The organism is Rhizobium sp. AG855 (genome assembly GCF_003610655.1).
Lineage (GTDB): Bacteria > Pseudomonadota > Alphaproteobacteria > Rhizobiales > Rhizobiaceae > Allorhizobium > Allorhizobium wuzhouense.
This window is the reverse complement of record NZ_RAQG01000003.1, coordinates 2,610,105-2,626,336: the sequence shown is the minus strand read 5'-3', so window position 1 is coordinate 2,626,336 and position 16,232 is coordinate 2,610,105. Positions and strand designations below refer to the sequence as shown.

The following is a 16,232-nucleotide window of genomic DNA, read 5'->3' as shown; positions in this document are numbered from 1 at the left end:
GTAAAGACCTATGGCGAAAGAAAATTCCCTCCTGAGTGTCGGCGATGTCGCGCGGCGCAGCGGCCTTGCCGTCTCGGCCATTCATTTCTACGAGCGCAAGGGTTTGATTGCCGCCGACCGCACCGGCGGGAACCAGCGGCGGTATGGCCGCGACGTCCTCCGTCGCCTCGCCCTGATCCGCGCCGCCCAGGAGGTCGGCCTGCCGCTTTCGGAAGTCGCCGACGCGCTGAAGAGCCTGCCGGCCGGTCGCACACCCACCCCGGCCGACTGGCGCCGCATCGCGACCGGCTGGGCGGAAAGGCTCGACGCCCGCATCCGCGTGCTGCAGCGTCTGCGCAACGATCTCGACGGCTGTATCGGCTGCGGCTGTCTGTCGATGAAACGCTGCCAGCTGGTCAATCCGGCCGACGCGCTTTCGGACGAAGGAACCGGCGGCGTGGCGCTCTGCAGGTAAGCTTCGGGGAGGCTTGGGCAGATAGAGGAGAGGTCAGGGCGCGCGTGGCAGAACTCGCCCACAAAATTAACCCCCTGCTAACCATGATCAAGGCACCTTCTGTGGATCATCGGTTGCATTTGATCTCAATTGGCTGATTGTCGCCCCATTCTTGCCCTAAGCGCAGCACCGGGACGGCGCGTCGAGAGAATCATGCAGGCCTGATCCATCATCGAAATCCAGGCGGCATTTGGAGTTTTCATGAAGAAGTTATTGATCGCGTTTTCGTTTTGCGTGGCGATCCTGTCTCTCTCGACCTCGGCTAAGGCCGGCAGTGCCCAGCTTCTGCTTGATGCGCGCACCGGCGAGGTCCTGGCTTCCGAAAACCCCGATGCGCTGAACCATCCGGCCTCGCTGACCAAGATGATGACCATCTACATGGTTCTGGACGCGATCCATGCCGGCAAGCTGTCGTGGGACAGCCCGGTCCCCTTCTCGAAATACGCCTCTGCCCGTCCGCCGACCAAACTGCGCGTCAAGGCCGGTGACTCGATCACCGTCAAGGAAGCCGTGCTTGCGATGATCGTGCTTTCGGCCAATGACGTGGCAACCGCCGTCGGCGAAAAGATCGGTGGTTCGGAAGAAGGCTTTGCCGCGCTGATGACCCGCAAGGCGCGCTCGCTTGGCATGCTCAACACCACTTTCTTCAATGCGTCGGGCCTGCCGCATGATCAGCAGTTCACCACAGCCCGCGACATGTCGACCCTCGGCGTCGCCCTGATCCGCGACTTCCCCAAGGATTACGACCTCTTCTCCACCAAGAGCTTCGCCTTCCGCGGCCGCACCATCAACGGCCACAACAACCTGATGTATCGCTACAAGGGCATGGACGGCATCAAGACCGGCTACACCAACGCCTCCGGCTTCAATCTGGTCAGCGCCGTCGAAGACAAGGGCCGCCGCGTGATCGGCGTGGTCATGGGCGGCCGCACGGCGGCGAGCCGTGACAAGCTGATGGAAAAGCTGATCGACGCCAATCTCGGCAAGGCTTCCACCGGCACGCAGCTTGTTGCGAGCCGCACGACCGGCGTGCAGATGGACCTTGCGCGCCTCGGCGACGACATCCCGGTTCCCGGCTCGCGCCAGAGCGCCATGGCTGCCGTACAGGGCATGGCCGGAGCCACCGGCGTCGGCACGAGCAACGTGGCGGCAGCTTACGCCGAAGGCGACCTTGCTCCGGCAGAACAGCCCCTGACCGCCGCCATCCCCCGATTGGCACCCCGCGCCGAAACCGCAGACGGCGCGATTGTCGCAGGGCAGGGCGCCCAGCACGCCACGGCCGCCTCGACCACCGGCGAGCGCAAGTGGCAGATCCAGATCGCGGCCGCCACCTCCGCCCAGGCGGCCATGGACCTCCTGTCCGACGCCCGCAACAAGGTCGGCGGCTCCTTGAAGAGCCTCGATACCTATACCGAGATGGTCACCCGCAACGGCACCACCTTCTACCGCGCCCGCTTCACCGGCTTTGAGACCAAGGACGAAGCCCGCACCGCCTGCGACAAACTGGTCCGCCAGCGCTATGACTGCGTGCTGATGCCGGCGCGGGGGTGATCATTTGATCGCGTCACGCGCGATCCGCGTGAGTTCCACGCGCAGCTTTTTGGGCATGTCTCGGCGCACATTCACGAGCATCAATATGCCCATCGCACCGGTCGGCAGTTCTCGAAAGAAGATGTAATGCATCCGGTAGCGGGAGACATAGATCGTGACCTTGCTGTGGATCAGGATGCCCATGCGGTTTGGCAGGGCTCTCCAGAGGCCACGAGACGCGGCTAGCAATTCGAGATGCGCGTGAAGTCCGTAGATATAGGTTTCCGCTTGCCCTTGGCCCCAGCGCTCTCGCGTGGATCGAAAGATCTCGTCCTGCGCCGCATCCGCGATCGGGTGGAACAGGTACCGGCTCATGCTAGCGTGGAGAATTGCGCCGGATCACCTCGCTTGGCTCGATCGCGCGATAGCTGTCTTCGCCGTCATTGACCGCATCGGCCAGCAGGTCTCGCATGAAGGCTGCCGTGGCGTCGTCTGCCTCCATATCCTGGCGGATCAACTCACCGACATAGTCCTCCGCAGTTTCGTATCCTGTTTCGACCTGAAGCTTCCGGTCGAGATGGGCGGACAGGTCGTGATCGAGTGTCATGTGAAGTCGTCTGTTTGCCATATCTGCTCCCACCGACTTTGATCGGGTCAGTCTCGCACAGGGACGAAGCCTTGCCAATTGGTCGCGCTATGGATGTTGTCACCCCACAAACGCCAAATCCCGCCGACCAAGATCCTCAAACAGCCTCAGCAGATACCCATCCGGATCCGCCACGACGAATTGCCGGTTGCCGACCTCATGGTCGTCCCGGCGATACCACTTCTCTTCGAGCGCCAGAGAAAGGCCCACCCCTGCCGCAGTAAGGCGGGTGAGGATGTCTTCGACGCTGGGCACCAGGATCTGCAAATTCAGCCCGCGCCCGAAGGGTCGCTCGATTGGCGCGTTTTCGATCTCGAAGGTGCGGCCGATGCCGATCTGGTCGATCATCAATTGCGCCTGCCCGAGCACCAGAAAGCTGAACCCTTCCTCCGGCCGTTCATAGGCGACCTCGAAGCCGATCAGGTCGAGGTAGAAGGCCCGGCTCATTTGCCAGTCGCTGACGGCCAGCTCAGGAACCAGCGCGTTGCCCATCAAGCCTTGGTTCCGCCGACCGTGATCTGGTCCATCCGGAGATGCGGCTGGCCGACGCCGACCGGCACCCACTGGCCAGCCTTGCCGCAATTGCCGATCCCGGTGTCCAGCTTGGAATCATTGCCGATCATGGTGATGCGCTTCATTGCGTCCGGTCCGTTGCCGATCAGCATGGCGCCCTTCACCGGCGCGCCGATCCTGCCGTTTTCGATGAGGTAAGCCTCGGTGCAGCCGAAGACGAATTTGCCCGAGGTGATGTCCACTTGGCCGCCGCCGAAGGAGACGGCATAGATGCCCTTCTTTACCGAGGCGATGATCTCGTCCGGCGTCTTGTCGCCCGAGAGCATGTAGGTATTCGTCATGCGCGGCATCGGCTGGTGAGCATAGCCCTGGCGACGCCCGTTGCCGGTCGCCTTCATGCCCATCAGGCGGGCATTCTGCCGGTCCTGCATATAGCCGACCAGCTTTCCGTTCTCAATCAGCACATTATAGGCCGATGGCGTGCCCTCGTCGTCGATGGTGATCGAGCCGCGCCGGTCATTGATCGTGCCGTCGTCGACGACTGTGACGCCGGGGGCGGCCACCATTTCGCCCAGCAAGCCGGCAAAGGCGGACGTTTTCTTGCGGTTGAAGTCACCTTCCAGCCCGTGGCCGACGGCTTCATGCAGCATCACGCCCGGCCAGCCATTGCCAAGCACGATATCCATCGTGCCGGCCGGGGCCTCCTGGGCCTCCAGGTTGACGAGTGCCTGGCGCAGCGCCTCGTCGGCGCCGCGCTGCCAGCTTTCGCTCGTCAGGAAATCGTTGAAGCCCATGCGCCCGCCGGTGCCGAAGGAGCCACTTTCCTGGCGGTCGCCCGCGCCGGTGACGACGGAAATATTGATCCGCGTCATCGGCCTGATGTCGCGCACGCGGTGGCCATCGGCGCGCAGGATCTCGACCACCTGCCAGCTGGCGCCGACCGTAGCCGTCACCTGCCGCACCTTCGGGTCCTTGTCGCGCAGATAGGCGTCGATTTCGGAGAGCAGCTTCACCTTCTCCTCGAAACTCGGCGAGCCGATCGGGTTGCCGTCGCCATAGAGCTTGGAGTTCGTCCGCTGCGGGGCGGCGGCATAGGAGCCGGAATGGCCGTGGGTGACCGCACCGACGGCATCGGCCGCACGGGAGAGGGCGGCGAGCGACAACTCTCCGGCATGCGCATAACCGACGGCCTCGCCGGCCACCGCGCGAAGGCCAAATCCCTGGTCGGTGTTGAACGAGCCACCCTTCAGCCGTCCGTTGTCGAAGGTCAGCGATTCCGCCTGCGCATGCTCGACGAACAATTCGCCATCGTCAGCACCGTTCAACGCCTCGGCAACGCGTCGCGTCAAGGTGGCGTCGTCGCAGTCGAAGAGGGAGAGTAGGTCCTGGGTCATGCGGGTCTCCTTGAAGCGCTGGTCCCTGCATGTAGGGGGACAATAAGAAAGGGGCAAGCCCGATGGACTTGCCCCGAAAGATCACGACTTCACGATCAGGCGATGTATCATGGCAGCGTGTCATAACCCTCGCCGAAGCCGGCGAGCTCGATTGGAATGCCGACGCGGTCCTGATCGGCCGACTCACGCAGCGCAAAGACGGCGGCCTTGCCGGCGCGCAGGATCTTCATCAGCTCTTCGTCGATCTCGACCTCGACATAGCAGCCCTCGGAGAAGCAGCGGGTGAAATAGGCGCGACCGATATTGTTGCCGTCGACGAACAGCTCCATGCCATCCTTCAAGAGCACGCCGAGCGGCGCCAGAATGCGCAGGATGCGGGCTTTGCGGTCAGCGGTCTTCAAGACGACGACGGAGAGGCCCACTTCGGGCCGGTCTTCCGCGATCACGTTCTGCATCAGCGCGCATTGCTCTGCATTGGCCCCGGCCGGCTTGTCGCAGATCACCGACCAGGCTCCGTGGTTGGAGCGCACGGTGCCGGGCTGCTGCTGTGTTTGCTGGCTCTGTACCGGGCCTGCAAGCGTGCTGAAAAGCACGGCGGTTGCGGCAAGGCCAGACCAGACACGTCTCGAAAGACCCATGAATACCTCTGGAAAACGAATCATCCCGCACATTCTTGTCGCCCGGGTGGGGAAATGGAAAGCCCCGACGCCTGTTTTACGGTCGACTGCGGCATAATTGGGACTGGCTGCGCGCCTCTGGCGGGCATTCGGACCGACTTGCTCAGCCGGTTGGGGAAAAGCCTGTGAAGGAAGGCGCCCGGCAATTGATCAAGCGCAAAAATGCCGCACCGGCTTTCACCTCAGCGTATTGCGAATGCGGCCGATCTGTGATTTTAAACGGCGACACTAGCATGATTTTTGCGCTATGGTTTGATGTGGATCAAGCGCTTGTGGGAGACCAAACCGTGATGAAGAGAACCTATGCAGCCTTGGCCGCGCTGGCCTGTCTGCTTTTCGCTTCTGCCAGCTTCGCCGATCAGCCGAGGCCGTGGCAGATGGGCATGCAGGATGCAGCGACCCCGGTCATGGAGATGAACCGTTGGTTTGAGCAGTACACGCTCTGGTTCATCGTGCCGATCACCATCTTCGTCCTGATCCTTCTGATCCTGGTCGTGGTGAAGTTCCGGGCCGCTGCGAACCCGGTACCGTCGAAGACCAGCCACAACACGGCGATCGAAATCGTCTGGACCGTGGCGCCGGTTCTCATCCTCTTCGCCATCGCGATCCCGTCCTTCAACCTTCTGACCTACCAGCTGAAGATGCCGGAAAACCCGGACCTGACGGTCAAGGCGACCGCCACCCAGTGGCTTTGGTCCTATGAATATGAAGGCGAGCAGGCCGTATCCTTCGACAGCTACATGCTGAAGGATGCAGACCGCGCCGCTGCCGGCAAGGAAGACGTCGCGCGGTATCCGCGCCTTCTCGCCGTCGACAACGAAGTCGTCGTTCCCGTCGGCAAGACCGTCCGCATGCTGGTCACGGCTGCCCCGACCGACGTTATCCACGCTTTTGCCATGCCGGCCTTCGGCATCAAGATCGATGCCATCCCCGGCCGTCTGAACGAAACCTGGTTCAAGGCTGAGCGCGAAGGTCTCTATTACGGCCAGTGTTCGGAGTTGTGCGGCAAGGATCACTCCTTCATGCCGATCGCCATCCGTGTCGTGTCTGATGAGCAGTACGCGACCTGGCTCGCGGCTGCGGCATCTGACCTTGCTGGCGCCAACAAGGCGCTGATGGCTGCTGTCGACGGGGCTCCGGCTGCCGTCCAGAGCGCTGAAAACATCACGAACTGAGAGGAGTGAGGACAATGGCCGGCTCTGTTGCCCACGACGACCACGCGCACGATGCGCATCATGACCATAAGCCGGGCTTTGCTGCTCGCTGGTTGTTTTCGACCAACCACAAGGACATCGGCACGCTCTACCTGATCTTCGCGATCATCGCGGGCATCATCGGTGGTGCCCTGTCGGTTGCCATGCGCGCCGAGCTCCAGGAGCCCGGCATCCAGATCTTCCACGGCCTCGCTGCCATGGTTTACGGCACCAGCGGCGATGCCGCCATCGATGCCGGCAAGCATATGTACAACGTCTTCACGACGGCGCATGCGCTGATCATGATCTTCTTCATGGTCATGCCGGCGCTGATCGGCGGTTTTGCCAACTGGATGATCCCGATCATGATCGGCGCTCCGGATATGGCCTTCCCGCGCCTCAACAACATCTCCTTCTGGCTGATCGTTCCGGCCTTCCTGCTGCTCGTGCTCTCGATGTTCGTCGAAGGTCCGGCGGGGGCCCACGGCGTCGGCGGTGGCTGGACCATGTATCCGCCGCTTGCGACGTCCGGCCAGCCGGGACCTGCGGTTGACCTTGCGATCTTCGCGCTCCACGTTTCCGGTGCGTCCTCGATCCTCGGTGCGATCAACTTCATCACCACCATCCTCAACATGCGTGCGCCGGGCATGACCCTGCACAAGATGCCGCTGTTCGCCTGGGCCGTTCTGGTCACGGCATTCCTGCTGCTCCTGTCGCTCCCGGTTCTCGCCGGCGGCATCACGATGCTGCTGACCGACCGCAACTTCGGCACGACCTTCTTCGCGCCGGAAGGCGGCGGTGACCCGATCCTCTACCAGCACCTGTTCTGGTTCTTCGGTCACCCGGAAGTCTACATCCTGATCCTGCCCGGCTTCGGCATCATCAGCCACATCGTGTCGACCTTCTCGAAGAAGCCGGTTTTCGGCTACCTCGGCATGGCCTACGCCATGGTCGGCATCGGCGCCGTCGGCTTCGTCGTGTGGGCTCACCACATGTACACGGTCGGCCTGTCGCTCGCCGCCCAGCGTTACTTCCTCTTCGCAACCATGGTCATCGCGGTGCCGACCGGCATCAAGATCTTCTCCTGGATCGCGACGATGTGGGGCGGTTCGCTCACCTTCAAGACCCCGATGGTCTGGGCGATCGGCTTCATCTTCCTCTTCACCGTCGGTGGCGTCACGGGCGTTCAGCTCGCCAATGCCGGCCTCGACCGCTCGCTGCATGACACCTACTACGTCGTGGCTCACTTCCACTACGTTCTGTCGCTCGGCGCCGTCTTCGCCATCTTCGCCGGCTGGTACTACTGGTTCCCGAAGATGACCGGCTACATGTACAACGAGTTCGTCGGCAAGCTGCACTTCTGGATCATGTTCGTCGGTGTGAACCTGGTCTTCTTCCCGCAGCACTTCCTCGGCCTCGCTGGCATGCCGCGCCGTTACATCGACTATCCGGATGCCTATGCCGGCTGGAACTATGTCTCGTCGATCGGCTCCTACATCTCGGCCTTCGCGGTTCTCGTCTTCCTCTACGGCGTCTTCGAAGCCTTCGCCAAGAAGCGCGTCGCCGGCGACAACCCCTGGGGTGAAGGTGCGACCACGCTGGAATGGCAGCTGTCTTCGCCGCCGCCGTACCACCAGTGGGAACAGCTGCCGAAGATCAAGTAATCAGATCTTCGCATCTCCTAGACAATCGGGCGCCGCAGTCATCGGGATTGCGGCGCCCGAAAGACCAGACGGAAGACGGAAAGCAACAGAATGACAGTCATCGACAATCGCGACGTATTCGGCCTCGAGGGCGAAATCCGCCTGTCCGAAGCCGGCCCGCGCGATTTCTTCGCGCTTCTGAAGCCGCGCGTCATGTCGCTCGTCGTCTTCACCGCGCTGGCGGGCCTCGTTCTCGCCCCCGGCTCCATCAATCCGGTCATCGGCTTCATCGCCATCCTGTGCATCGCGGTCGGGGCAGGGGCCTCCGGTGCGCTCAACATGTGGTATGATGCCGATATCGACGCCGTGATGTCGCGCACCGCGACCCGTCCCGTTCCGGCCGGCCGCATCACGCCGCATGAAGCGCTCGCCTTCGGCCTCGTGCTTTCAGTCTTTTCGGTTGCCATCCTTGGCCTCGCCGTCAACTGGTTCGCCGCCGGCCTGCTTGCCTTCACCATCTTCTTCTATGCCGTCGTCTACACGATGTGGCTCAAGCGCTCGACCCCGCAGAACATCGTCATCGGCGGTGCGGCCGGCGCCTTCCCGCCCATGGTCGGCTGGGCCTGCGTCACCGGCGGAGTCTCGCTCGACAGCTTCATTCTGTTCATGATCATCTTCCTGTGGACGCCGGCGCATTTCTGGGCGCTGGCGCTGTTCAAGATGAAGGACTACGGCGCAGTCGGCGTGCCGATGATGCCGAATGTCGCCGGCATTCCCTCGACCAAGCGCCAGATAGCCGTCTATGCCGTGCTGACCGCCGTGACCGGCGTACTGCCGACCTTCACCGGACTGTCCTCGGTTGGCTACGGCATTGTGGCCGGCCTGCTCGGCATCGTCTTCGTCCACTGTTCCATCGCCGTCTGGCGCATGGCCGACGGCGACGAGAAGATGGTGCCGGCCAAGAAGCTCTTCGGCTATTCGATCTTCTATCTCTTCGCGATCTTCTCCGCGCTGATGATCGACCTTTATCTCGCACCCGCGATCCTGTCCCTCGGAGGTACCGCCTGATGGAAACCATCGAGCTCAATGACGTGCAGAAGAAGTCGCGCCGTGGCCGCAATATTGCCCTTGGCGTGGTTCTGGCCCTTCTCGTGGTGATCTTCTACGCGGTGACGATCATCAAGATCAGCAATGTCGGCTGACGGAAAAGCATCATGGCAGACACCCCGATGAACCACATGCCGAAGACAACCGACCGCCGCGCGACCCGCCGCGATTTCGGCGTCGCGACGGCTTGTGTCGTCTTCGTCGGTGCCATGGTCGGCATGAGCTTTGCCGCCGTTCCGCTCTACCAGATGTTCTGCAAGGTCACCGGGTATGGTGGCACCACGCAGCGCGTCGAGCAGATGTCCGAGGTTGTCCTCGACAAGACGATCAATGTGACCTTCGACGCCAATGTCTCGAACGGCCTGAACTGGGATTTCAAGCCGATCGACAAGAAAATCACGCCGAAGATCGGCGAGACCGTCGAGATCCGCTACACCGCCACCAATCATTCGTCTGAACCGGTCACTGGCGAGGCGATCTTCAACGTCTCCCCGGGCGAGGCCGGCGCCTATTTCAACAAGGTCCAGTGCTTCTGCTTCACCAAGACCACGTTGCAGCCGGGCGAGACACTGGAAATGCCGGTTGTCTTCTTCGTTGACCCCGCCATCGTCGATGCGGAAGAGACCAAGGACATCGGAACGATTACCCTTTCCTACACCTTCTATCCGCGCGAAGATGACAAGCCGGTAGCAGCGCTGAACGTGGACAAGGGCAAGGAACAGCCGAAACTGTGAGAGGGGTCCGGTAAGCCGGGTCTCGTAATGAAATTGACATTCGGGGATTGCTGAAATGGCCGAAGCGCACCAGAAGAACCACGACTACCACATCATCGATCCGAGCCCCTGGCCGATCCTGGCCTCGATCGGTGCCTTCCTCCTGACCTTCGGCGGCGTCGGCTACATGCGCTATCTGCATGGCGGTTCGTTCAAGCTGTTCGGTCTTGAACTGGCCCATCCGTGGCTCTTCTTCATCGGCCTTGCCATCGTGATCTTCACCATGTTCGCCTGGTGGGCCGATACGATCAAGGAAGCGCATGCCGGTGCCCATACGCGCGTCGTGTCGCTGCATCTGCGCTATGGCATGATCATGTTCATCGCGTCGGAAGTGATGTTCTTCGTCGCCTGGTTCTGGGCCTTCTTCGATGCCAGCCTCTTCGCCAATGAAGCGATCCAGGCGAGCCGCGTCGAATTCACCGGTGGCACCTGGCCGCCGAAGGGCATCGAGGTCGTCGATCCCTGGCACCTGCCGCTCTACAACACCGTCATCCTGCTGCTGTCCGGCACCTGCGTGACCTGGGCTCACCATGCGCTGCTGCACAACGACCGCAAGGGCGTCGTCTCCGGTCTGGTCCTGACGGTCCTGCTCGGCATCCTGTTCTCGTCGGTCCAGGCCTATGAGTACATGCACTCGCCGTTCGACTTCAAGAACTCGATCTACGGCGCGACCTTCTTCATGGCGACCGGTTTCCACGGCTTCCACGTTCTGATCGGTACGATCTTCCTGATCGTCTGCCTGTTCCGCGCGCTTGCCGGCCACTTCACCCCGCAGCAGCATTTCGGCTTCGAAGCTGCCGCCTGGTACTGGCACTTCGTCGACGTCGTCTGGCTGTTCCTCTTCTTCGCCATCTACATCTGGGGCGACTGGGGTGCACCGCTGCACGCCGGCTGACCGGCACGTTGATATTCGAGAGGGGCGGCGCGAGCCGCCCTTTTTTTGACCTGCATATGCTTCAGGTATGTAGTCCGGTATCAACGCGAGTTGCTGACTTGTCCCCTATGCCGATCCGCGCGTTCTTCGTTGTTACGCTTGCCGGTCTGTCTGCAGCCGGCTCGGCGTTTTGCGCAGAGGATGCGCCGCCCCTGACGGCCGGTCAGGCCACCCATATCCGGGTCGATAAGTCCGAACGCCGTCTCGATCTGATCCGCGACGGCCGGGTCTTCGCGAGCTTTCCGGTCGCGCTTGGCGGCGCGCCCGACGGCCACAAACAGCAGGAGGGTGACCAGCGCACGCCGGAGGGGCACTATCGGATCGATTGGCGCAACGATAAAAGTGGCTACCACCTATCTTTGCACATCTCCTATCCGAATGACGCCGACATAGCTCGTGCCGATGCCGCAGGAGAGAATCCGGGCGGCATGATCATGATCCATGGCCAGAGAAACTATCTCGGCTGGTTGGCGTATTTGACGCAGCGTTTCGATTGGACGGATGGCTGCATCGCGGTTACCAATGCGGACATGGATATTATTTGGAATTCCGTGCCGAACGGCACGCCGATCGAGATCACACCATGACCGAAGACAAAGCGAAATTCCCGCCGGTAGACCCGATGAAGGCAGCGCTCTCTGCCTCCTGCCCGCGCTGCGGCAATGGCAAGCTGTTCGATGGACTGACCAAGCCGAAGCAGCGCTGCGCCTCCTGCGGCCTCGATTATTCCTTCATCGATGCGGGCGATGGCCCGGCGATCTTCGTCATCCTGCTGGCCGACCTTCTGGTGGTCGGTTTCGCCGTCTGGGTCGAACTCACCTACCAGCCCTCCGTCTGGCTGCACATCCTTGTCTTCGCGCCCCTCGGCGTGGGACTGACGCTCTGGCTGATGCGTACGCTGAAGGCGTTGCTGATCGCCCTGCAGTATCGTCACAATGCCGCCCCTGGGGTCATTGATCGTGGGTGAGCAGGGTAACCGGCCCCAGGCAGGCGGCGGGCGGGGCTGGCCCTTCTGGATCGGGCTCGTGCTGGTGCCGGTCGCCATGGCCATCCTGCTGTCGCTCGGCACATGGCAGGTGAACCGCCTGCACTGGAAGGAAAGCCTGCTCGCAGACATAGACGAGCGCAGCCATGCGCCGGCCGTCGATGTGTCTGAAATCGCGGCGCGTCTGGCGGCGGGAGAAGAGATCGATTACCGCCATGCCAGCGCCAGCGGCCGCTTCCTCAACGACAAGGAGCGTCATTTCCTTGCCACCTTCGACGGCCAGTCCGGCTTCTATCTCTACACACCGCTGGAAATGGCGGACGGTCGCTACCTCTTCGTCAACAGGGGCTTCGTCCCCTATGACCGCAAGGACCCCAAGAGCCGCCCGGAAAGCCTGGTCGAGGGTGAGCAGACGATCACGGGTCTGGCCCGTGCGAAGCTGAATGAGAAACCGTCATCGCTCGTGCCGGATAACAACGAAGGCACCAACATCTTCTACTGGAAGGATCTGACCCGCATGGCGGCGTCCACCGGTCTGCCGGAAGACCGCGTGCTGCCCTTCTTCCTCGACGCCGATGCGACACCCGTCGCAGGCGGCCTGCCGAAGGGCGGGGTGACCCAGGTGGATCTGCCCAACAGCCATCTGCAATATGCCATCACCTGGTATGGTCTCGCCTTCGCGCTGGCCGCCGTCACGATCGCTGGACTTTTCCGCCGCAAAACCCCGTAGAGGCGCGCGGCGATTTCGGCTAAACACGCTCAAAGTGCAGCCGGAATCGCGGCTGCCCCTTGGGGGAACCGCATGTCCTATCTCGCCTCGACACTGGTCGCGCTCGTCGCTCTCGAGCACATCTACATTCTCGTGCTGGAGATGTTTCTCTGGACCACGCCCACCGGCCGCCGCGCCTTCGGCCTGAAGCCGGAACAGGCGGAAGCGACCAAGGTCATGGCGGCAAACCAGGGGCTCTATAACGGCTTTCTGTCAGCGGGTCTGATCTGGGGCCTGCTGCATCCGGGTCTTGCCGTAGGCTTTCAAATTCAGTTGTTTTTCCTTGGCTGTGTGCTGGTCGCGGGCCTATATGGGGGTGCAACGGCGTCGCGGAAGATCTTTGTCATTCAGGCTCTGCCCGCAGCGCTCGCCATTCTCGCTGTCCTGATTGCCGGCTGATTCGATGAACATGCATGTGAACCGCCCCCCTCTGACGATAAGGCTCTGCGGCCCGCGCGGCTTTTGCGCCGGTGTCGACCGCGCGATCCAGATCGTCGTGCTCGCGCTCAAGCGCTACGGGGCCCCGGTTTATGTGCGCCACGAGATCGTCCATAACCGCTATGTCGTGGAAGGGCTTGAGGCCAAGGGCGCGATCTTCGTCGAGGAACTGGACGAGATCCCCGCCGAACATCGCCAGCAGCCCGTCGTTTTCTCCGCCCATGGCGTGCCGAAATCGGTGCCGGAGGATGCGGCAAGCCGCAACCTCTTCTATCTCGACGCCACATGCCCGCTGGTCTCCAAGGTTCACAAGCAGGCCATGCGCCACCAGCGCCTCGGTCGCCATGTCATCCTGATCGGCCACAACGGCCACCCGGAAGTGATCGGCACCATGGGCCAGTTGCCGGAAGGTTCAGTCTCGCTGGTCGAGACCGTCGAGGACGCGGCCGCCTACATGCCCGCCGACCCCGACAACCTCGGCTTCGTCACCCAGACGACCCTCTCGGTCGACGATACCGCCGGCGTCATCGCCAAGCTGACGGAACGCTTCCCCAACCTGACGGCCCCCTCGGCCGACAGCATCTGCTACGCCACCACCAACCGCCAGGAAGCCGTCAAGCAGGCCGCCCCCGGCTGCGACCTCTTCATCGTCGTCGGCGCCCCCAACTCGTCCAACTCCAAGCGACTCGTTGAAGTGGCCCTGAGGGCAGGGGCCACCCGCTCCATGCTCGTCCAGCGCGCGTCCGAAATCGACTGGGACGATGTCGGCACGATCGGCACGCTCGGCATCTCCGCCGGCGCCTCGGCCCCGGAAGTCATCGTCGATGAAATCATCGAGGCTTTTCGCCAGCGTTTCGACGCCAAGGTCGAGCTTGCGATCACGGCCGAAGAAAACGAGCATTTCCTCGTAAACCGCGAACTGCGCGACGTCGAACTGACCCGCGAGGACATGGCCTGGGTGAACGGGTGAGGGGTGGATCTCTTGACCACGGGTGCGATTTGCCCAATCTTTGGGGCAGGTCGTCGGATGACAGGGTCCTTCCATGAACGTTTTGCTCAATGAGCACTGGGAAAAATTTGTCAAAGACAGCGTGAGCAGCGGACGCTATCGCTCTGTGAGCGATGTTGTGCTGGAGGGCCTGCGTCTCGTGGAGGAGCGGGAAGGGAAGATTGCAGCTTTGAGGCATGAACTCCGAGCTGCGATTGCCGAGGGCGGCGACCTCAGTGACGAGTCCGTGGACGAAGCGCTAAACAAAGAGGCGGCCTCGCTGAGACGGCAGGGATTCTGATTGCCGCGTTTGCGATACACGCCGCGTGCTGTTCGCGATCTTCGCTCCATCCTGCAATATGTCACGCGTGAGAGTGGATCCATTGATGTAGGATCGGCTTTCGTTGCGAGACTGAGAGCGAGATGCAAGGAACTGGCTATCCTGCCCGGACAGATGGGCCGCCCTCGTTTTGAACTGCTGCCCGATCTTCGAAGCTTTGCCTTCCGCAGTTACATCATCTTTTTCCGATATAGGGATGACGTCTTCGAGATCATCGCCATTATCGAAGGGCATCGCGACGTCGAGCGACATTTCCCGCATGACGATGGGTGAAGTGAAGCCCCCATTTCCTGTGCCCATGTCGTTCCGGGGCTGGCACAGGTGGGCCGACCGTTATAGGACTTTGCACCATCCCCGAAGCGGCACGGAAACTCACGCTGTGGCAGTCTATACCGATATCAACGAAATCGATCTCAAGGCCTTCCTGGCACAATATGATGCCGGCGAACTCCTGTCCTACAAGGGCATCGCCGAAGGCGTAGAGAACACCAATTTCCTGCTGCATACGACGAAGCAGCCGCTGATCCTGACGCTCTATGAAAAGCGCGTCGACCGAAATGATCTGCCCTTCTTCCTCGGCTTGATGCATCATTTGTCCGAGCGCGGCCTTTCCTGCCCGCTGCCCTTGCCGCGCAAGGATGGCGCGCTGCTGGGCGAGCTCTCCGGCCGACCGGCGGCGCTGATCTCCTTCCTGGAAGGCATGTGGCTGCGCAAGCCGGAAGCCCAGCACTGCCGCGAAGTCGGCAAGGCGCTGGCTGGCATGCATGTGGCCGGCGAAGGCTTCGAAATCACCCGGCCGAATGCCTTGTCGCTCGAAGGCTGGCAGACGCTCTGGGCAAAGTCCGAGGCCCGTGCCGACGAGGTCGAGACGGGGCTGGAAGAGGAGATCGGCGCCGAGCTCGATTTCCTCGCCGCCCATTGGCCGGAAGATCTGCCGTCAGGCGTCATCCATGCCGACCTCTTCCCCGACAACGTCTTCTTCCTCGGCGACGAGCTCTCGGGCCTGATCGACTTCTATTTCGCCTGCAATGATTTCCTCGTCTACGATCTCTCGATCTGCCTCAATGCCTGGTGCTTCGAGAAGGACGGTTCCTACAACATCACCAAGGGCAAGGCGATGATCGAGGGGTATCTCTCGGTGCGTCCGCTCTCAGCCGATGAGATCGCGGCTCTGCCGGTCCTCTGCCGTGGCTCGGCTTTGCGCTTCTTCCTGACCCGCCTTTATGACTGGCTGACGACGCCGGAAGGCGCGCTGGTGGTCAAGAAGGACCCGCTCGAATATCTGAAGAAGCTGCGCTTCCACCGCGCCGTCACCAATGCCTCCGAATACGGACTGATTTCATGAAACATGTCGACATCTTCACCGACGGCGCCTGCTCGGGCAATCCCGGCCCCGGCGGCTGGGGCGCCGTACTCCGCTATGGCGACGTCGAGAAAGAGCTGTGCGGCGGTGAGGCCAACACCACCAACAACCGCATGGAACTCTTGGCGGCCATCAGCGCGCTGAACGCGCTGAAAGATGCCTGCGAAGTCGATCTCTACACCGACAGCAAATATGTGATGGACGGCATCTCGAAGTGGATCTTCGGCTGGAAGAAAAACGGCTGGAAGACCGCCGACAAGAAGCCGGTGAAGAACGGCGAGATCTGGCAGGCGCTCGATGCCGCCAACCAGCGCCACAAGGTCAAGTGGCACTGGGTCAAGGGCCATGCCGGCCATCCGGAAAACGAACGCGCCGACGAACTCGCCCGCAAGGGCATGGAGCCCTTCAAGACCTCGAATTTCGGCAAGTCGCTGCTGGTGAAGTAG

22 protein-coding genes are annotated in these 16,232 nt (G+C 62.0%); 17 read left to right on the top strand and 5 right to left on the bottom strand.

From position 1 onward, the window contains the following. The first annotated feature begins 10 nt into the window (after positions 1–10). Both soxR and DFO46_RS13070 read left to right on the top strand, forming a co-directional pair. Positions 11–454 (top strand): redox-sensitive transcriptional activator SoxR, encoded by a 444-nt coding sequence (soxR, locus tag DFO46_RS13075; protein ID WP_120277593.1) that lies wholly within the window; start codon positions 11–13, stop codon positions 452–454. 240 nt (positions 455–694) lie between these two features. Continuing rightward, positions 695–2,044: a D-alanyl-D-alanine carboxypeptidase gene (locus DFO46_RS13070; RefSeq protein ID WP_110789625.1), complete on the top strand. Its 1,350-nt coding sequence runs from the start codon at positions 695–697 to the stop codon at positions 2,042–2,044. Here the strand turns inward: DFO46_RS13070 and DFO46_RS13065 are convergent, their stop codons facing one another. The 5 genes from DFO46_RS13065 to DFO46_RS13045 form a co-directional block, all read right to left on the bottom strand. Beyond that, a complete protein-coding gene (locus DFO46_RS13065; protein ID WP_120277592.1) occupies positions 2,045–2,398 on the bottom strand; it encodes a type II toxin-antitoxin system RelE/ParE family toxin in 354 nt (117 codons plus the stop codon). Position 2,399: 1 nt separating this feature from the next. Then, on the bottom strand, positions 2,400–2,651 hold the full coding sequence (locus DFO46_RS13060; protein WP_147412767.1) for a hypothetical protein: 252 nt from the start codon (positions 2,649–2,651) through the stop codon (positions 2,400–2,402). 78 nt (positions 2,652–2,729) lie between these two features. Beyond that, entirely contained in the window at positions 2,730–3,161 is a 432-nt protein-coding gene (locus tag DFO46_RS13055) for a VOC family protein (RefSeq protein ID WP_110789622.1), read from the bottom strand. Continuing rightward, positions 3,161–4,576: a metalloprotease TldD gene (tldD, locus tag DFO46_RS13050; protein ID WP_120277590.1), complete on the bottom strand. Its 1,416-nt coding sequence runs from the start codon at positions 4,574–4,576 to the stop codon at positions 3,161–3,163. Before tldD ends, DFO46_RS13055 begins: the two co-directional genes overlap by 1 nt. Before the next feature lie 107 nt (positions 4,577–4,683). Continuing rightward, a complete protein-coding gene (locus tag DFO46_RS13045; protein WP_120277589.1) occupies positions 4,684–5,214 on the bottom strand; it encodes an invasion associated locus B family protein in 531 nt (176 codons plus the stop codon). 329 nt (positions 5,215–5,543) lie between these two features. Here DFO46_RS13045 and coxB point away from each other — a divergent pair, with 329 nt between their 5' ends. The 15 genes from coxB to rnhA all read left to right on the top strand — a co-directional run bounded on the left by coxB (position 5,544) and on the right by rnhA (position 16,232). After that, a complete protein-coding gene (coxB, locus tag DFO46_RS13040) occupies positions 5,544–6,428 on the top strand; it encodes a cytochrome c oxidase subunit II (RefSeq protein ID WP_110789619.1) in 885 nt (294 codons plus the stop codon). A 14-nt stretch (positions 6,429–6,442) separates the two neighbouring features. Continuing rightward, positions 6,443–8,110: a cytochrome c oxidase subunit I gene (ctaD, locus tag DFO46_RS13035; RefSeq protein WP_110789618.1), complete on the top strand. Its 1,668-nt coding sequence runs from the start codon at positions 6,443–6,445 to the stop codon at positions 8,108–8,110. A gap of 90 nt (positions 8,111–8,200) precedes the next feature. Beyond that, positions 8,201–9,157 (top strand): heme o synthase, encoded by a 957-nt coding sequence (locus tag DFO46_RS13030; protein ID WP_110789617.1) that lies wholly within the window; start codon positions 8,201–8,203, stop codon positions 9,155–9,157. Further along, complete coding sequence (locus DFO46_RS24280; protein WP_120277588.1) at positions 9,157–9,291, top strand: hypothetical protein; 135 nt, start codon at positions 9,157–9,159, stop codon at positions 9,289–9,291. The genes DFO46_RS13030 and DFO46_RS24280 overlap by 1 nt, the downstream gene beginning before the upstream one ends. Positions 9,292–9,327: 36 nt before the next feature. Next, on the top strand, positions 9,328–9,930 hold the full coding sequence (locus DFO46_RS13020) for a cytochrome c oxidase assembly protein (RefSeq protein WP_245408830.1): 603 nt from the start codon (positions 9,328–9,330) through the stop codon (positions 9,928–9,930). 55 nt (positions 9,931–9,985) lie between these two features. Further along, positions 9,986–10,864, top strand: coding sequence for a cytochrome c oxidase subunit 3 (locus tag DFO46_RS13015; RefSeq protein ID WP_110789615.1), 879 nt, complete (start codon positions 9,986–9,988; stop codon positions 10,862–10,864). 98 nt (positions 10,865–10,962) lie between these two features. Continuing rightward, complete coding sequence (locus DFO46_RS13010) at positions 10,963–11,490, top strand: L,D-transpeptidase family protein (protein WP_245422572.1); 528 nt, start codon at positions 10,963–10,965, stop codon at positions 11,488–11,490. Next, positions 11,487–11,870 (top strand): DUF983 domain-containing protein, encoded by a 384-nt coding sequence (locus DFO46_RS13005; protein WP_120277586.1) that lies wholly within the window; start codon positions 11,487–11,489, stop codon positions 11,868–11,870. The genes DFO46_RS13010 and DFO46_RS13005 overlap by 4 nt, the downstream gene beginning before the upstream one ends. Before the next feature lie 76 nt (positions 11,871–11,946). Beyond that, entirely contained in the window at positions 11,947–12,618 is a 672-nt protein-coding gene (locus tag DFO46_RS13000; RefSeq protein WP_245422615.1) for an SURF1 family protein, read from the top strand. Positions 12,619–12,690: 72 nt separating this feature from the next. Continuing rightward, complete coding sequence (locus DFO46_RS12995) at positions 12,691–13,056, top strand: DUF1304 domain-containing protein (protein ID WP_120277584.1); 366 nt, start codon at positions 12,691–12,693, stop codon at positions 13,054–13,056. Between the two features lie 4 nt (positions 13,057–13,060). Next, positions 13,061–14,065, top strand: a complete 1,005-nt coding sequence (gene ispH / locus DFO46_RS12990; RefSeq protein WP_120277583.1) for a 4-hydroxy-3-methylbut-2-enyl diphosphate reductase — start codon at positions 13,061–13,063, stop codon at positions 14,063–14,065. A gap of 73 nt (positions 14,066–14,138) precedes the next feature. Beyond that, complete coding sequence (locus DFO46_RS12985) at positions 14,139–14,384, top strand: type II toxin-antitoxin system ParD family antitoxin (RefSeq protein ID WP_110789612.1); 246 nt, start codon at positions 14,139–14,141, stop codon at positions 14,382–14,384. Continuing rightward, positions 14,385–14,696, top strand: a complete 312-nt coding sequence (locus tag DFO46_RS12980; RefSeq protein WP_120277582.1) for a type II toxin-antitoxin system RelE/ParE family toxin — start codon at positions 14,385–14,387, stop codon at positions 14,694–14,696. A 106-nt stretch (positions 14,697–14,802) separates the two neighbouring features. After that, a complete protein-coding gene (locus DFO46_RS12975) occupies positions 14,803–15,768 on the top strand; it encodes a homoserine kinase (RefSeq protein ID WP_120277581.1) in 966 nt (321 codons plus the stop codon). Then, entirely contained in the window at positions 15,765–16,232 is a 468-nt protein-coding gene (gene rnhA, locus DFO46_RS12970; protein WP_062275735.1) for a ribonuclease HI, read from the top strand. Before DFO46_RS12975 ends, rnhA begins: the two co-directional genes overlap by 4 nt.

What these genes read in the sequence shown, in the direction of transcription:
- soxR (WP_120277593.1), top strand. Translation starts at nt 11, where the DNA reads ATGGCGAAAGAAAATTCCCTCCTGAGTGTCGGCGATGTCGCGCGGCGC.
- DFO46_RS13070 (WP_110789625.1), top strand. Translation starts at nt 695, where the DNA reads ATGAAGAAGTTATTGATCGCGTTTTCGTTTTGCGTGGCGATCCTGTCT.
- DFO46_RS13065 (WP_120277592.1), bottom strand. Translation starts at nt 2,398, where the DNA reads ATGAGCCGGTACCTGTTCCACCCGATCGCGGATGCGGCGCAGGACGAG.
- DFO46_RS13060 (WP_147412767.1), bottom strand. Translation starts at nt 2,651, where the DNA reads ATGGCAAACAGACGACTTCACATGACACTCGATCACGACCTGTCCGCC.
- DFO46_RS13055 (WP_110789622.1), bottom strand. Translation starts at nt 3,161, where the DNA reads ATGGGCAACGCGCTGGTTCCTGAGCTGGCCGTCAGCGACTGGCAAATG.
- tldD (WP_120277590.1), bottom strand. Translation starts at nt 4,576, where the DNA reads ATGACCCAGGACCTACTCTCCCTCTTCGACTGCGACGACGCCACCTTG.
- DFO46_RS13045 (WP_120277589.1), bottom strand. Translation starts at nt 5,214, where the DNA reads ATGGGTCTTTCGAGACGTGTCTGGTCTGGCCTTGCCGCAACCGCCGTG.
- coxB (WP_110789619.1), top strand. Translation starts at nt 5,544, where the DNA reads ATGAAGAGAACCTATGCAGCCTTGGCCGCGCTGGCCTGTCTGCTTTTC.
- ctaD (WP_110789618.1), top strand. Translation starts at nt 6,443, where the DNA reads ATGGCCGGCTCTGTTGCCCACGACGACCACGCGCACGATGCGCATCAT.
- DFO46_RS13030 (WP_110789617.1), top strand. Translation starts at nt 8,201, where the DNA reads ATGACAGTCATCGACAATCGCGACGTATTCGGCCTCGAGGGCGAAATC.
- DFO46_RS24280 (WP_120277588.1), top strand. Translation starts at nt 9,157, where the DNA reads ATGGAAACCATCGAGCTCAATGACGTGCAGAAGAAGTCGCGCCGTGGC.
- DFO46_RS13020 (WP_245408830.1), top strand. Translation starts at nt 9,328, where the DNA reads ATGCCGAAGACAACCGACCGCCGCGCGACCCGCCGCGATTTCGGCGTC.
- DFO46_RS13015 (WP_110789615.1), top strand. Translation starts at nt 9,986, where the DNA reads ATGGCCGAAGCGCACCAGAAGAACCACGACTACCACATCATCGATCCG.
- DFO46_RS13005 (WP_120277586.1), top strand. Translation starts at nt 11,487, where the DNA reads ATGACCGAAGACAAAGCGAAATTCCCGCCGGTAGACCCGATGAAGGCA.
- DFO46_RS13000 (WP_245422615.1), top strand. Translation starts at nt 11,947, where the DNA reads ATGGCCATCCTGCTGTCGCTCGGCACATGGCAGGTGAACCGCCTGCAC.
- DFO46_RS12995 (WP_120277584.1), top strand. Translation starts at nt 12,691, where the DNA reads ATGTCCTATCTCGCCTCGACACTGGTCGCGCTCGTCGCTCTCGAGCAC.
- ispH (WP_120277583.1), top strand. Translation starts at nt 13,061, where the DNA reads ATGAACATGCATGTGAACCGCCCCCCTCTGACGATAAGGCTCTGCGGC.
- DFO46_RS12985 (WP_110789612.1), top strand. Translation starts at nt 14,139, where the DNA reads ATGAACGTTTTGCTCAATGAGCACTGGGAAAAATTTGTCAAAGACAGC.
- rnhA (WP_062275735.1), top strand. Translation starts at nt 15,765, where the DNA reads ATGAAACATGTCGACATCTTCACCGACGGCGCCTGCTCGGGCAATCCC.